The organism is Methylophilus methylotrophus DSM 46235 = ATCC 53528 (assembly GCF_000378225.1).
Lineage (GTDB): Bacteria > Pseudomonadota > Gammaproteobacteria > Burkholderiales > Methylophilaceae > Methylophilus > Methylophilus methylotrophus.
Genome location: NZ_KB905141.1, coordinates 722,684 through 738,912, shown reverse-complemented (window position 1 = coordinate 738,912; position 16,229 = coordinate 722,684). Strand labels below are relative to the sequence as shown.

General features: G+C 38.4%; 14 protein-coding genes. 10 read left to right on the top strand and 4 right to left on the bottom strand.

What is annotated here, in order from left to right; translation table 11 throughout:
• Positions 1-45 precede the first annotated feature (45 nt).
• Positions 46-2,814, top strand: coding sequence for a bifunctional [glutamate--ammonia ligase]-adenylyl-L-tyrosine phosphorylase/[glutamate--ammonia-ligase] adenylyltransferase (glnE, locus tag F463_RS0103515; RefSeq protein WP_281163709.1), 2,769 nt, complete (start codon positions 46-48; stop codon positions 2,812-2,814).
• A 12-nt stretch (positions 2,815-2,826) separates the two neighbouring features.
• On the opposite strand, the gene F463_RS0103510 is transcribed toward glnE, so the two are convergent.
• From F463_RS0103510 to dhaL, 3 genes are all read right to left on the bottom strand, one after another.
• A complete protein-coding gene (locus F463_RS0103510) occupies positions 2,827-4,785 on the bottom strand; it encodes a GGDEF domain-containing protein (protein ID WP_245545120.1) in 1,959 nt (652 codons plus the stop codon).
• Between the two features lie 314 nt (positions 4,786-5,099).
• On the bottom strand, positions 5,100-6,098 hold the full coding sequence (gene dhaK, locus F463_RS0103505) for a dihydroxyacetone kinase subunit DhaK (RefSeq protein WP_018985666.1): 999 nt from the start codon (positions 6,096-6,098) through the stop codon (positions 5,100-5,102).
• Between the two features lie 36 nt (positions 6,099-6,134).
• A complete protein-coding gene (gene dhaL / locus F463_RS0103500) occupies positions 6,135-6,764 on the bottom strand; it encodes a dihydroxyacetone kinase subunit DhaL (RefSeq protein WP_018985665.1) in 630 nt (209 codons plus the stop codon).
• Positions 6,765-7,090: 326 nt separating this feature from the next.
• Between dhaL and F463_RS0103495 the strand changes: the two genes are divergently transcribed.
• Both F463_RS0103495 and F463_RS0103490 read left to right on the top strand, forming a co-directional pair.
• Complete coding sequence (locus tag F463_RS0103495) at positions 7,091-8,392, top strand: tyrosine-type recombinase/integrase (protein ID WP_018985664.1); 1,302 nt, start codon at positions 7,091-7,093, stop codon at positions 8,390-8,392.
• A gap of 76 nt (positions 8,393-8,468) precedes the next feature.
• Positions 8,469-8,762 carry an H-NS histone family protein gene (locus F463_RS0103490; RefSeq protein ID WP_018985663.1) on the top strand — a complete coding sequence of 98 codons (294 nt, stop codon included), beginning with the start codon at positions 8,469-8,471 and terminating at the stop codon, positions 8,760-8,762.
• A gap of 50 nt (positions 8,763-8,812) precedes the next feature.
• On the opposite strand, the gene F463_RS0103485 is transcribed toward F463_RS0103490, so the two are convergent.
• On the bottom strand, positions 8,813-9,379 hold the full coding sequence (locus F463_RS0103485) for a hypothetical protein (protein ID WP_018985662.1): 567 nt from the start codon (positions 9,377-9,379) through the stop codon (positions 8,813-8,815).
• Positions 9,380-10,151: 772 nt separating this feature from the next.
• On the opposite strand from F463_RS0103485, the gene F463_RS0103480 reads away from it, so the two are divergent.
• The 7 genes from F463_RS0103480 to mobF all read left to right on the top strand — a co-directional run bounded on the left by F463_RS0103480 (position 10,152) and on the right by mobF (position 16,199).
• Positions 10,152-10,733: a hypothetical protein gene (locus tag F463_RS0103480; protein ID WP_018985661.1), complete on the top strand. Its 582-nt coding sequence runs from the start codon at positions 10,152-10,154 to the stop codon at positions 10,731-10,733.
• Positions 10,734-10,758: 25 nt separating this feature from the next.
• Entirely contained in the window at positions 10,759-11,169 is a 411-nt protein-coding gene (locus F463_RS0103475; protein WP_018985660.1) for a hypothetical protein, read from the top strand.
• Positions 11,170-11,496, top strand: coding sequence for a hypothetical protein (locus tag F463_RS0103470; protein WP_018985659.1), 327 nt, complete (start codon positions 11,170-11,172; stop codon positions 11,494-11,496). It abuts the gene before it with no gap.
• Between the two features lie 13 nt (positions 11,497-11,509).
• Positions 11,510-11,689, top strand: a complete 180-nt coding sequence (locus F463_RS0103465; RefSeq protein WP_018985658.1) for a hypothetical protein — start codon at positions 11,510-11,512, stop codon at positions 11,687-11,689.
• 341 nt (positions 11,690-12,030) lie between these two features.
• Entirely contained in the window at positions 12,031-12,270 is a 240-nt protein-coding gene (locus F463_RS0103460; protein ID WP_018985657.1) for a hypothetical protein, read from the top strand.
• A 48-nt stretch (positions 12,271-12,318) separates the two neighbouring features.
• Entirely contained in the window at positions 12,319-14,502 is a 2,184-nt protein-coding gene (locus F463_RS0103455) for a type IV secretion system DNA-binding domain-containing protein (RefSeq protein WP_018985656.1), read from the top strand.
• Positions 14,499-16,199, top strand: coding sequence for a MobF family relaxase (gene mobF, locus F463_RS0103450; protein WP_018985655.1), 1,701 nt, complete (start codon positions 14,499-14,501; stop codon positions 16,197-16,199). Before F463_RS0103455 ends, mobF begins: the two co-directional genes overlap by 4 nt.
• Positions 16,200-16,229: the final 30 nt, after the last annotated feature.

Below are 16,229 nucleotides of genomic sequence, written 5' to 3'. Positions count from 1 at the left end.
AAATGAAAGTGTGGTTGAACCTCAGGTATTATTATTCTGGTTCTGATTAACGAACTCTCCGAGCACACATTCCATCACAAGAGCAGAAATCTCATGCAACAGCTTGCCCAAATTCTAACAGAAAAGCAGGTCGCGTCTACAGAAGCGGCTTATTTACTGCATGCGGCAGCCTGCAGCCCTTTTTTTGCCAGATTCGTTACGAAACATACAGATTTTATAACTGATTTGTTAGATAACTTATATAAGACATATAAGACTAAAGATGTTAACGCTCTGTTTGTATTTGAAAAAAATATTGAAGAAACGGTTTTTTTACAACATCTCAGGCTGTTAAGGCAGCGTTTGATGGCGCATATGATCTTGCGCGATCTCAATGGGCTGGCTGATTTTGCCGAAGTGGCGGAAATCACCAGTGCCCTCGCAGAATCGGCGATTGCAGCGGCGGTCGATTTTTATCATGAACGCCTGGTGGCAACCTACGGTGTACCGTGCGACGCCAGGGGCCAGTCCCAGCAACTAATCGTGGTGGGTATGGGTAAGCTGGGCGGGCGTGAGCTCAATGTTTCGTCAGATATTGACCTCATTTTTGCTTACGAAAATGAAGGTGTCACTGATGGCGAGAAGTCCATCAGTAACCAGGATTTTTTTACGCGCCTGGGTAAAAAGCTTATTGCTGCACTTGATGAGGCAACGGCAGATGGTTTTGTATTCAGGGTGGATATGCGGTTGCGGCCCTTCGGTTCGGAAGGGGCGCTGGTTTGCAATCTGGATGCACTTGAAGACTATTACCAGAATTATGGCCGCGAGTGGGAACGTTACGCCTGGATCAAAGGGCGTGTGGTGTATGGGCCGGACGCAGCTTTAAGCAAGGTGATGAGGCCATTTGTATTTCGTAAGTATCTGGATTTCAATGCCTATGCCTCCATGCGTGACCTGAAGGTACAGATTCAACGCGATGTCGTCCAGCGCCGCTTATCCAACAACATCAAACTGGGCCGTGGCGGCATCCGTGAAGTGGAGTTTATCGCGCAGGTATTTCAGTTGATCCGCGGTGGCCAGGTACCTGATTTGCAGATCAAACCGACCCTGGCTGTCTTGGATTGCCTGGCAGCCCGCGGCATGTTGCCAGCGCCGGATGTGGCAGCGTTGAAGGAGAGTTATATCTACTTGCGTAACCTCGAACATCGCTTGATGTATATCGATGACCAGCAGACTCAGGATTTACCCGACTCTGATACCTACCGCGGTTATCTGCTGCAAATGGTCAATCATGCTGACTGGGCCAGTTTTATGGCAGAACTGAATGATCATCGTGACCGGGTACAGCGTTTCTTTGATGATACGTTTAAAGATGCGAAAAACGAGGATTTGCAACAGGAAACGGCGTTATGGCAGGGGACTCTTTTTGCCGCAGAAGCCGAACAATGGCTTGTGCAGAACGGTTACACGCGCGCCAATGATATTGTGCATTTATTACAGCAGACCCGACAAAGCCAGCGTATCCAGCAGTTGCCGGAACAAAGCCGGCGGCGTCTGGATCAACTGATGCCTTTGCTGTTGCGTGAGGCCAGCCAGCAGCAAAGCACTACGCCTGATACTGCATTAATCCGCACACTGGATTTGCTCGAAAGTATTTGCCGCCGTGCCAGCTATCTGGCCTTACTGGCAGAATTCCCAGATGCACTTGCCCTGATTGTGAAGCTGTGTGCAGCCAGTCCGTGGATTGCCCAATATGTTTCAGCGCACCCGATTTTGCTGGATGAGTTACTGAACAAGCAAACCTTGTTCAAGCGTCTTGATACGGTGCAGTTGAAAGCTGAGCTGACACGGCACATGCAGCAGCTGGCTGGCGATGTCGAAGCGCAGATGGATGCCATGCGGCATTTCAAGCATGCCAACGTGCTCAAGATCGCAGCGCAGGACTTGATGACGGCCTTGCCGCTGGAGGCGATTTCGGATGATTTAAGTGCGCTGGCTGATGTGATATTGCAAGTGAGCGTGCAGACGGTATGGCAGAACCTCTCCTTCAAACACCTTGAAACGCCAAAATTTGCCGTGATAGGGTATGGCAAGCTTGGGGGCAAGGAATTGGGTTATTTGTCAGACCTGGATATTATTTTCCTGTATGACGATGAAGCGAATAAAGCACAGGAAGTTTATGCACGTTTTGCCCAGCGCCTGAATACCTGGTTTAACACCCTGACCAATGCAGGATTGCTATACGAAACAGATTTGCAGCTGCGACCAGACGGTAACAGTGGCTTGCTGGTGAGTACGGTCACCGCGTTTGCTGAATACCAGCAGCACAAGGCCTGGGTATGGGAGCATCAGGCCATTACCCGTGCGCGTTTTGTGGCGGGGAATACTGCAATCGGTGCGGCTTTTGAGCGCATCCGCCACGACATTATTTGCCAATCGCGTGACATCGGCGTCTTGAAGCAGCAAATTGTTCAAATGCGCGAAAAAATGCGTGTGGCGCATAAACCCAAAGTCGGTTTGTTTGACGTCAAACAGGGCGTGGGTGGCATCATTGATGTCGAGTTCATTGTTCAATATCTGATTCTCGCGCATGCTACCAGCTATCCACAGCTCACAGACAATATCGGCAATATCGGCATGTTGCGGCGTTGCGCGCAGTTAGGGTTGATCACGTCGCCTGCGCTGGCGGAGCAAGTGGCAGATGCCTATCGAGAGTATCGCACCTTGATTCATCATGTGAAATTACAGGGCGCGGAGGCGGTTGTTCCAAGCCAAGAACTGCAAGCTGAACGCGAAGTCGTCAGCCAGTTATGGCAGATGCTTTTTCCCTCTTGAATGACTGCTTGATCAGGGTGCGGAGATGTCTTCCTGTGCGGTAGTCCAGTTGCCAGAATAACTGACCACGCGGTTGCGTCCAGATTGCTTGGCTTCGTACAAGGCAAGGTCTGCGTGTTTGTAGAGTAGCTCATAAGCGTAAATAGTCTCCGATGAGCTGGAAATGCCTATGCTGATAGTGGTGTGGAAGCGAAGTGTATGTTGTGCCGTGTGGAATGATAGATCAGCAATCCTTGCACGGATACGTTCTGCGATAACTTGTGCTTCTTCCAGCCTGGTATCCGGCAATAACACTGCAAATTCTTCACCGCCTAGTCTGCCGAGCAGGTCATTGTCACGGATGGTTTTTTCTATAGTACGGGCGCAGGCAATCAATACCTGGTCACCTTGTGGGTGGCCATAGGAGTCATTGATGATTTTAAAGAAATCGATATCCAGCATCAGGAAACAGACTGTAGAACCAGCGTGATCTGCCTGTTGTAGCAAGGCTTTGGCCCGGTTGTAAAAAGAATGCCGGTTAGGAATAATCTGTGTGAGGCTGTCAATGGTTGCTTCTTTTTCAGCCTTTTCTTTTGCCTTTTGCAGTTCGCGTGTCCTGATCTTGACCTGATCTTCAAGCGTATGCGTGAGGTGCTGCATATCACCTCGGAATTGTTGCAGGCTGCTGGACATGCTTTTAAACAGCTTGGCCAGTTTGCCGATTTCATTATCCAGCTGGTCTGGAAGTGGCAGTACATTGCCGGTAATTTTGTCGTAATGCTGGGCCTCAATTGCACTAGAAGCATCTATAAAGGTTTCCAGGGGTTCAATGACTTTTTTCTTCATCACCAGATACAGCATGATCAGCTCGATAATCAAGGCTAATAGGCTGATGATCAAGATAAATTTGGCAGCTTTGAGTGAAGGAGAGGAGAGCAAGGATTTGGGATAGACAGTGACGAACCACCAGCCTGGGCCTTCAATCTTGGTGGTTGCCAGGAACTCGTCTTCTGCTTCGACGATAAAATAATCTGCCTGTTTTTTCTGGATCGTCGCCCGCAAAGTCTGGAAATAATGGCTGAGTTGAGCATCTTTCAGTTGTGAAATCATCAACATACCGTGCGTGCGGTTCATCTCTTTTATTTTTGCCGGATGTGCAATCAGGCGGCCATCTTCTCGGAAAATGAAGTTATAAGTGCCAGACAAGTGGTCATTAAAAACGCGGTCAAACAAGGCATTAAGTAAAATATCATGGCCGATATTCAAGGTGTTGGTGGGCGTAATGTCGACGGGTGTTTCCAGTGACACCATCCATTCGAGTGCGGTCGGGTCATAATAAAGGCCAGTCCAGACGCTTTTTCGCTCAGGATTATTTTTAGGGGTGGTGATATAGACCCATTCTTCCGACACCACATTCAGTTTGCTGCTTGCGTTATCGGCCCACCTGACCCCGGGCCAATATACGATGTTGACGTTTTCGGGCATGGAGACATAGAGGTTGGCGAATTGTTGCGTCCAGGCCACGCCGAAGTGATCCACAAGCGTGTAGGCCAGTAGGAGTTTTTTTCTGAAATCATGATCATCTGCCGGTGCATTCGCCCCTACATAGGCAGTAATGTCTTTGCTGATCAGGCCAGACGGGTTAAAAAAGCCATCGTAGGCTTTTTTTTGTAAATGAATGGTGTGGTCTGGCCTTTTTTCAAAGACCTGCCAGAAATAGCGGTCATTATAAAAAAAGTCCTGTTGCCAGTGGGCCAGGAAGCTCGCCCTGAAAATCTGGTGGTTTGATTCAGCCAGCCTGAAAATGACGCTTTCTCGCTGGCCGCGCTCATGTATGTAATGTTTCAGGCCATCTATGGTTGAATTGACCAGGGTTTTGTAGATATGCCAATACGTCAGCGCACTCACGACAATAATCACGATGCTGACCCTTAATGCCATTTGCAGCATGACTTCCATGGTGAGGGATTGTTTGTAATTCAGGAAACGCATGATCATTAAAGCTAGCTAAAGCTGCGGCAAGCAGACCCCGTGGGCTGGATAGGGCTAAAGGAATGATCAGTGATGATATTGCGGCAGTGCACGCGATAAATTCTTATTGTGATGTTGTATTAATCTACGTCAACAGCATTGGCTGAGTCGAAGTATCCCCAATTGCTAACATACTACTGCTCAGGCGCGGATGCAATGGCAAAATGCGGCAAACAACACGCCATATCCCCATTTGGCAGTGAGCAAGCAGCCAGCATAGCCTAACGCAAGCCGCCCGCATGGCAGGTCGCAGACATGCTGACCAGTCCCTGGACTTAGCAGCCCCAACGCAACCCGGCAGTATGCACGGGACTATCCCAGTGTTGGGTAATTTCATTGTCCAGCAAGCAAACGGTGAGCGAAGCACCGGCCATATCAATCGCGGTTGTGTAGTTACCCACCAGGCTGCGGGTAATATGAAAGCCTTTTTCAGTTAGCAACTTGGCGGCCGTATTGTAGATTAAATACAACTCCATCAGCGGTGTTGCGCCAAGGCCGTTGACCAGCAACAAAATATCCCCATGGGTGGGTAATTGTTTGGCTTCAATATCCTGCACGATGGCTGCGACCATATCACCCACAATCGCATCAGCCTCTCGCATAGCCTCACGACGGCGGCCTGGCTCACCGTGTATGCCGACGCCCATCTCTATCTCATCCTCACTGATATCAAATGTGGGGCGACCGGCCGCTGGCACAGTACAGCTGGTAAGGGCGGCGCCAATGCTGGAAGTGCGCACATTGATTTTATCGCCCAGTGCCTTGCAGCTTGCCAGATCAGCACCTGTTTCTGCCAGACTTCCTACACATTTTTCGACAATCACCGTCCCTGCCACGCCGCGTCTGCCAGTGGTGTAAGTGCTATTAACGACCGCACAGTCATCAGAAGTCAGCACGGTGGCATGCTCAAACGGCAGCATTTCAGTGGTCATTTCAAAATTCATGACATCGCCCGCATAATTCTTGACGATAAACAGCACACCTTTGCCAGCGTGCACTGCTTCAGCGGCCGCCAGCATCTGGTCTGGTGTCGGTGAGGTGAACACCTGGCCTGGGCAGGCAGCGTCCAGCATACCTCTGCCTACATAGCCAGCATGCAATGGTTCGTGACCAGAACCCCCACCTGAAATCAATACGACTTTGTTATCCGACTTTTGCTTGCGGGCTACAAAGGTAGGATCAAATTGAATGTCGACCAGATCTGAATGCGCAGCGGCAAACCCACTCAGGCTTTCAACAAGCATCTGGTCTACGTTGTTCAAGAATTTTTTCATATTCACTCCGGAGTGATAAATGCGTTTGAAGGTTGTCTAGCTGATTAAAACAGCGTCACAGACTGCATGTATCATGACCTCGCAGCTTTTTGCTCCTGCATCCAGATGACCAATCGCACGTTCCCCTAGCCCCGATGCGCGGCCTTTGGTGGCCAGCATATTGCGGGTAGATTCTAATCCTGTGCTTGCCACTTGTTTGAGGGCGGTGGCAATTTCCTGGCTGGATTTGTCTTGTTCCGCCATTTGCTTAAATGTATTTGCAACCGGAATCAGGACATCCAGCATGGTTTTTTCTCCGGCTTGTGCTTTACCACGCTGCATGATGGCTTGCACACCTGCTTCAAAAGCAAGGGCCATCTGAAGTGTGTTCAACGTTTCGCTGCCCTTGAGCGTTTTACTCATGCTCATGAAAAAGCTGGCAAACAAGGGTCCTGAAGCACCGCCGATCGTGCTTAGCAATTTCATGCCGATTTTATTGAGGGCATCTGCAGCGGACAAGGCAGTGAGTTCATCTGTCATGCTAGCAATCACCTCGCAACCACGTTTCATGTTGATGTAGTGGTCACCGTCGCCAATTTCGCGGTCCAGGCATTCTATATCTGCTTCATGGTCAAGAATGGCGTGGCGGATGGCGGCGGCATATAGGCTAATAGTGTGGCTGTTCATCACGGATGGCTTGAATTAAAGACTTAAAGCAGCATGTTACTCACAAGTCTTGTACCTCGGCAAGCCTGATTTTGTGCTTTGTGGGGTAGGCGTTTTACCTGTAAGCGTTTAAAATAGCGCGGCGCTGTCCTCGTGGTGAAACAGGATATCACCAGCCCCTCCTAAGGGCTAGTAATTTTATTAAGTTAAAATTATATATATAAATATCAATTACTTATATTTTTAAGTATCTTCAAAAAATTCGTTTTCCCTCATTATTTTGACAAAAAGTTGACAAAAAAAGAGGGGGCTGTTCTAATCGATTTTGTCAAAAATAAGGGTTAGAAATGGCACACATTCAAAAAGGTATACAAGAAGTCAGCTATAAGCAAAAAGACGGAACAGTCATAACTAAATACAGAGTTAGAATTAATAAAAAAGAACTCAAATTAAATAAGTTAGTTGATAGCCTGGACATTGCTAATGAAATCATTAACAACTCAAAAACGATTATCGGAAAAAATGCTTTAAATAACTTCCTTACACAAGAAGAACAACAAGCTTTTGACGAGTATGAAAGAAGTCAATATCAATTAAATGATAGCTTAGAAGCATTGTTAGAAGCTTTCAATGAAAAGCATTTCATTAGAAAACATAATGATTTAAACGAATTAGACAAAATGAGTAATCGTAAATATAGAAAGCTCATTAAAAATATTTCTGCATTAGAAATAACTGATAATTCAATGTTCTTAACTTCCCCTGTTGCAGTAGCTAATGCCTTTGCAGACGAGTATACGATTAAATTCGGGGAGCTAAACCCTTTAAAAATGACAAGCGCAGATATAGCCAGCTATATTGATAAAAGGTTAGAAACAGTTGCAAAAGCTACTGTTAAGAGAGAGCTGAACTATATAAGTAGTTTTTTTAATAACTTCTCGAATTATTATAGTAAATATGAAGTATTGAAAGACATTAACCCAGTTCGCAAAGTCAATAAGAAGGCTTTAAAAAATGCATTCATTAAAAGAGATCGTAGACTAAGTGAAGAAGAAGAAACAAAACTTTTAACAGCATTACAAAGCAATGACAATAAAAGTTTAGTCATTATCACAGTGTTAGCCTTACTCACCGGAATGCGAAAAAGTGAAATTATGCTACTTAAAAAAGGTGATTTGAAAGATAACTACATACAGCTATATAAAACAAAAAACGGCTTGCCCCGCAAGGTTAAATTGCTTCCAGAGGCTCAAATTATCGTAAGTAAGCTAATTAAAGATAATGAGCATAAAAAGCTTACTGATAAAGTCTTTAAGCTGACAATTGAAGGTTTCAATTCACAATGGCAGAGAATTAAGAAGTCGACAGGCATTGAAGATTTTAAATTTCAGGACTTACGAAGTGAGTTTATTAGTAGAGCATTAGAAGAACATTTAAACCCTATGTCTGTTAGTGAGCTTGCAAACATTAATGACATTGCATACTTTGAGAAAACTCACTTATTTAATCACGAAGAAAATTTAAGAGTTAATAGTGATAATAAATTGAATGAAAGAGACACACAAAGACAAGTTGGTCATTTAACCAAGGGAATGACAAAACACTACACAAGAAATTTAATTGACAATATAACTAAAAAGATTGAATAAAAAGTTTACTTTTGAATAAAACGTGAATATCATCGGTTTTGTTATATTTAATTAAACGAATTGGAGAATAATAAAAATGGCTAAAACACTAACAGAGATTGAAAAAGAAATTAAGGCATTAGAAGTTGAAAAACAAAAGGTTTTAAAAGAGTCAAGAAAAGACATAATCAAAGAATTGAAAAAAACTATTTCTCAATATGGCATTACAACAGAAGAGTTGTTTAAAACTAACAACACAGAAAAAAAGAAAGCTATGTATGCTAATCCAGATTTTCCAGAACAAACTTGGTCAGGAATAGGAAGACAGCCTGCTTGGGTGAAAGGTTTTATTGACTTGCACGGTTCACTTGATAAAGCATTGATTAAGTAATAACTAAAATGACAGTAAATAACTAAGCCCCAAAATTTGGGGTTTTTTTATTAGCTTTGAAATGCTGACCTTTTAGATTGTTTATAGCCTTCTAGCTCATTATCTTCTCTAATTGGTATGACAGTATCAAGAACAATAATATTATCGCTTGTAGACTCACTGTTTACTCTCACATACTCGGTAATAACAGTAATTCTATTGCCATTAAAAAAATAGTTTAGATTAAAAAAGAATATTCCCTTTTCTTCTGTCTCGTCAATAATATCTAATTCAATCAATTGTTTTCTAGCTAAATAAAAGCTTTTTTCACACAAAGGCTTTATTTTGCTGTATCTGCAAAACCTTGTGTAATGCTTAAAATTAACTTCTATTTCAGTCTTATTAAAGCTGGCACTGTCTTGTAAACATTTAAAAACATACTCAAAGACTAATTTAGAACTATTCTTTAAATTGCTCAATACACCGTTAGCACTAATAAAAACTTTAATAAACTGCTTATCGTCTGCAAGCTCAACAGTATTTTTAATTGATCTAGTATTCTTGCTATAAAACTTTCCGTTTTTAACTTCAATATTATTATTATCTAAATACTGCTTAATAAATTTATTCTCTTTCATTAATTCCACCCTTTATTGTTGTTCTAATTTAATTAAAGCAACTAAAAGGTAAAAGTCAATAACATAATTACAGATTTTCAAGAAAAAAATTCTATTTTATAGTCTCAAAAAACTGTAATTTAATAAAGAATATTCTGTAATTTGAAAGTGAATAAATACAGTTAGTCCAAAAATATACAGAAAATACTGTAATAAAGTGGACTAAATTAAAAATGCTTTTACAGTGAATTAAGCCTTATTCTAAAAGGCTTATAGAGAATTGACTAAAAAAGTCAGCTAGACAGATATAGATTTATCTATATCTATAAATAGATATAGATAAAGAGAAATCTTAATAAGAGCCGTTTTGTTTGTGTTCGCTATGGCTCACAACAAAACTAGTTAAGCTAAAACCTGCTAGGTCTTAACAACCCTGGTCGCTTCGCTCCTGGAAAGTAGCTTCTGCGAAGCAAGGTCAAGCTAAATCAAGAAGAACAGATAAGTTAAGAAACTCTACGAGCTCAGTCACATTTTAAGAGCCTACAAGCCTTTTAAATCAAATTTCTATATCTCATTATCAATAAGCCTTAATAAACACTCATTAGAGGGTTTATTAAGACCTATCAAGATCTTGTGCGAATGCACAACCTACTTTCAAAAAGCGAGCTTGCGAGCGACCTGTTTTTTTATAGAACTCAATAAATATATTTTTAAAATGTAATGACGATGTATTGACAATTGGAATTCATTTATTAAATTTAAAGAATAACAATAATAAAGGAGAGGTTTAATAATGATAAAAAAAATAAAAAATTACTTATTAGAACTAAAATACATAAATACTTATTACAAATATTACAAAGAACAAGTTAATAATTATCCTAGCTATTCAAGAGACTATTACATTCATATCACACCATTCGATTTTGGCGATACTGCAATAATTAATAATCTAGTTTGCAAAACAGGTTCAATTAACTTTTTAGATAGCTCAAAAGATTATTTTATAGATATTCCACAGCTTTGTGTAGCTAAATCAGTTTTATCTTGTATAGCTTCAATATTTTACGAAAAGCTTAAAGATAGAGATTTCTATGTATATAGAACAATCAAGAAAGAATATGCATACAGTCATTTCTTCAATCAGTATGAGTTTAAGATTTTCAAGCCAACACGATTTAAAAAAATTGGAATGATTAAGAACTGCAATCTTTTATATGAAATTCTTAAAGATCTAAATGATAGAAGAATGCAAGCATATGAAAGAATCAATGATAAAGAAGAGCTTGAAAAAGTATTGAAAGAGATTGTAAAAGAGGTAGAGAAAAAACTATACATTACATATAGATTTCAATGTAAGGCACCGATCCAATAATAAAAAAAATAAAGGAGATAATAAAATGGATAGCACATTAAAAAGTTATTTCAATGATTTAAAGCTAATCAATGAAATTGAGAAAGAAAAAGAAAATATGTTACATCTTGAATTAATGTATTTGAATGATATCAAAAAAAACTTATACGAAAACATAAATTTAACAATGGCTTTTGTTTTAGCAAGCATTGAAATGCAACACATTCAAGATATAGAAAGAGTTGAGAGAGAAAAAAAGAGATTAGCAGAACCCGTAAGAGAAAAGCAAGATTTTGATATTTTTGCAAATGACAATTTTTCCAGTGAAAGAGGTTTATTCCTCAATGAAGTAGAAGATTTATTCACAGACGAAGAAGTTGCAGACAAGATAGTTAATGAATTGTTTGACACAATAAAAACCAATAAGCACCCAGATAATAATAAAGGAGACAACTAAATGGAAGCTTTAATAAAACTAAAAAACAATTTATATGTATCAAAGAAAGAGAAAATTCCACTAGTAAAAGAGATTTTGAGATACAAGGACACTCAAATTTTCGGAGGCTGGAATAATCAATTTATTGCTTACAACAGAAATCAAATGATTTTTTCAATCTATGAGAGAACAGGTCTAAACAATTTCAATAAGTTAGATATCTATTTCAATGAGTTTGCAGAGCAACAAATTGAAGAATTTTTAGAGCTGTGGGATACATACGCAGGACATAAAGACATAGAAAAATTTATCATTCTTCATTTTCACAAGTCTATAACAATAAAATAAAGGAGACATTGAAATGAAAAAGACCAAAAAAATATCAATGAGAGTTAGTGAGGAGTTAAAAAAAGAAATGATAGAAGTTTCAAGTTACTACAACCTATCATTAAGTAAATTCATAGAGCTAATGTTTAGAACTTCACAAGATAAAGACAGTAAAACAAATAAACATATTGAAAAATTAACCAGTGATTTGTAAATTAAAATTTCCCCGAAAGGGGATTTTTTTTATTCAAAAACTAAGAACAAAAGCCAAAATCAAAAGAGCTAGCTAGCTACCCCAAGAATTATAACTAATTCTTTCAAACATAGTGCAACACTTCCGTGTCGCGATTCTGCTATATCCCTTATGGGATATAGATATATAGGTTAAAACCTATGAAGTGAGACTTAATTCTATAAACCCAAAAATCAAAGGCAAGACTTAATCAAAATCCTTATTTAAAGCCATTAATAAAAAAGTCTAATTCTAAATCTTGACATTGAATAAAAATGACTTATAACTAGAAGTATAAAAACAACAACAAAAGGATAATAAAAATGAAAAAAGAACAAATGACAATAAGATTAAAACCGTTGGTAAAAATAGTTTTAACAAAGAAATCACAAGAAGAAAAATTCAATAATTTAAACGATTTTATCAATGATATTTTAGAAAAATATATTTTAAAAAAGGAAGAAGAAAGCAAAGTATTAGAAAAAGTTAATCACACAAATGAAGAAATTGAAAACATAAATTTAGTGTTAGGAAAGATTTTAGAAGTTATGAGCAACAAATAAAATACAAAAAAATTACTGATAAAAATAACAATAAGGAGTAATTAAAAAATGAAAATTAGGTATATATCAAGTCCAAAGCAAGACGCATTTTTAGCACCGTCCGAGTTTAGAAGATACACAAATCACATAATTGTTTTCAATATCGTCTTATTCTCTGCTGTCTTTTTCTCACTCACATATTTATTTTTCAATAAGTATTTGGGTTTAGATTTTATAAAACAATTCAAATTGTTTTTGAATAAAGACTATGAGTATATGAAAATAAACTCAGTTTTATTTCAATTCACGATACTATTTTTTTTCATTCCTTCTTGTTTAGTTTCTCACTTTTTAACTAACCAATTTACAAAAGCACAAAATAGACAAGTAATAAAAGCTGGAAATATAGTAGACGATACAGAAGAAGTTTTAACTAATTTAAGCAAAAACTTTGCTCATAAGTCTACCGATCAAACAATAGCATTTTTAAGAGCTGGTGAACTTGATTTAAACAGCCACAAATACAAACCACTCAAAAAAACTATTTACTTGCCTAAGCCAGTTTTAGAGCTCTCAACAGTGATCACCGGAGAAGCTGGATCGGGTAAGACGCTTTACACAGATAGGCTATTAAAGGAAGTTATAGACAATGACCACAAAGCCATTGTTCACAATGTTAAAGGTGACGAATTAGAGAAGCTAGACGGATATACAAGCCTTTATCTTATAGAGCCCTGGAACAAGAAAGCAGGCTATGCAATAGATTTTCTTAATCTAGTAGCAAGTGACGAGCTAGAAAACGAAAATTCCAGAATTAGAACATTTGTAATGGCATTTACCGAAGGGGCTAACAAGAAGGACTTTTTTGACGTCGGCTCAATCTCTGTGATTGATAGCTTTGTAAGAAGTGTCGTTAGAACCACCAAAGAAAACGGAGTAGTTAAAGGCACATTAGGCGACATTGTTAAACAATGGAATAGCTTTAACATTCAGCCAGTAGATATAAACACTGTTACAAGTGACGATTTATCAAAGCTAAAAGAAGAGTTAAAGAAAAATCAGGGGCAATTGGATGAAATCAATAAATTCATTACAAAATACAACCCAACTGCGAGCATATACATTAATAGTGAAAATGCTAAAACTTCATTATGTGTTCTTGCTAGTTGCATTGAGATAATAAGAAAGTTTGAAACTTTAAGCAGTTTTTGGAATAAGAAAGAAAAAGAAAAGTCTCTTAATATTAGAGAGTGGATAGCTAATAAAAAAGATAGACAAGTAATAATGCTATCTAACTCTAATAAATATAGTGATATAGCAAACTCATATATTGGTGCATTTATTAATTTAATCGTGCCAGAGCTTATAGATAACTCATATAAGCCAACCTCTCAAATACATTTCATACTTGACGAATTCCCCCAATTATCTAGCATTGATTTAGATAATTTTATGAAGCTTCCAGACGTTGGCAGAAGTAAGAATATTAGAACAACTGTAATTCTTCAAAGAAGCTCACAAATCAAAGAGAAATTTCAATCTAACAATAAGCCAGCTGATCACAAATCATTTATGGCAAGTTTTCAAAACAAAATTGTCTGCCGTTTTGCTAGTGACGAAGTTGAATACATTAAGGAATTGATAGGCGAACAGGACATAATTGAATATTCAACAACTACAAACTTCACAGCCCAAGGTCAAACATTTTCAAATAAAACTACTGAGAAAAAACAACCTGCCTACAACATTAATGAGCTCAATAATATTCTTGGACCACAAACTGACAAAAACCTTAACTTCATTGGAGTAAGAGTTTTATTCAAATACTCACAAGATAAGGTTATGCCTGTTGTGATTATGCCCCCTGTTAAATTTCCTAAGAAATTTAAACCTAGCTTCAAATCAAGTTCAAGCGCTGCTAGCTCTAAGCCAATCAATAAAATTAATTCAGCATTAGAAGATAAGCAACAAGAGATTATTACGACCAATCAAGAGATTGTTATAAATGAAAGCATTGTAACAACTCATTTAGAGCCTTCAAAAACTGAGATTGATACAAACCCATTGGAAGGAGCCATTAAGGAGGTTATAGCTCACTCTATTGATACCACCGGAGCATTAGCAACTATCAATCTTGCTGGCGACATAGTAGAAAACTTAACAACAGAAAGCAAAAACAACAATATCACTGAGATAGACGAAATTAGAAGCTTGCTAACTAAAAACAAAAATAAAAAGGAGTTAGAAATATGATCTCAATCGGAAAAATCAATAATGTAAGTTATCACTTAGACCATTCTCAACACGACTATTACAGTGAGAACGACAACGAGCAAGGTATTTTTAAAGGCACTTTAATGAGATATCAAGGCTTAGAAAATAAGCCAGTTACAGAAAAACAATACTTGAAGCAAATAGACTTCGGAGGCGAAAACAATAAAGGCATTGATATTTGTTTCTCACCTCCTAAGGACTGGACCTTGATTTATAACCTATCGGACGAAGAAACACGTTTGAAAATGGACGTTTATAGAGATAAGGCAGTAAATGCGATATGTAGAGCCATTGAGCAAAACACATACATAAGAAAAACAGAGAACAATAAAACCACTTTTGAATTAGCCAAAGCCGTTGGAATAGCTACATTCAATCACCACACAAGCCGAGAGGTTAACGACAAAATCATTAACCCCTTAGGCGTAGTTGATGCCCAGGAGCACACACACTTTACAGTTTTCCCTAAGGTTCTAGGCAAAGATAATAAATACCATTCTCATACTTTATTGCAGGCTAAGTATGAAAAGCATAACGGACACGAAACGATTAGATACTTTGATCAAGTCGGGCAATATGAATTAGCAAAAGGTTTGCAAGAATTAGGCTTCAATCTTTATGAAGCTGATAAACACGGAAACTTTGCAGTAAAAGGTATTACAGACGAGTTAAGAGATAACTTCTCAAAAAGAAGTGAACAAATTAATAAATTAGCTGGGGAAAATGCAGACTATTCAAAAAAACAAGAAGTCAGCTTAAAAGTAAGAGCTAAAAAGGACAGTCATAATTTAGAAGATTTGAGATCTTACTGGCAAGGGAATGCTAAGGCATTAGGTTTTGATAAAAATAAATTAGAGAGCATAAAAGAAAAGCAAACTAGTCAAGACAAAACCCTTAATGAATTAATGAAGGATAGAAAAGCGACTGTTTCAATGAAGAAGCTTAAAACATTATCTTTAAGTAATGCAAAATTTTCTAATAAAACAAACACTGAAAAATTAGAAGAATTTAAAAAAGATAACAAATTAAGCAAATTCACCAAAAACAATTTTGTTTATTCAAAAAATGCATTCATAACAAAATCATTAAATACATTCAATAAATCTAGTCAATCTAAGACCTTTGCAAAGCTTTCTAATAGAAGTCCTGGTACTTCTACACTTAGCCAGAGCAAGCCACAGGCACAACCAAGCCAAGCAGCAACAAAAGCACAACCTAGCCAATCTGCAACACCACGCAAGCCAGCTAGCACACCTGTAACCACTTCAAGATCTGGTGATAGTAATAAGACAGCCACAATAGGGGATATAAAGCGATTAGAGCTCAGTTTATTGAGCCTAGACCCTCTTGATCCTGACTATATGAAACACAAGGGAGCTATTGAAGAACAGATAGCACAACTTAAAGAGGAATTAAGCCACAGCGAGAAATCAGGCACTACAAGCAACAATGATTTAACTAGTAATGATTACATTGAGAGTTTAAGCCAAGCAAATGAAATTGAGCTAAACAATAAATTATTAGAGCTTGAAGATAAAACTGAATTAACAGAAGGACAGATTAATAAAAAACTTAATGAAATAATTGAGTTTCATAATTCAATAAATAAAAAACTAAATGAAAAATTTATAAATAATTCTAAATCAGTTAGTAATGAAATTGTAATAGGAAAATAAATAAAACTTTAATTTATATTAAATATATGT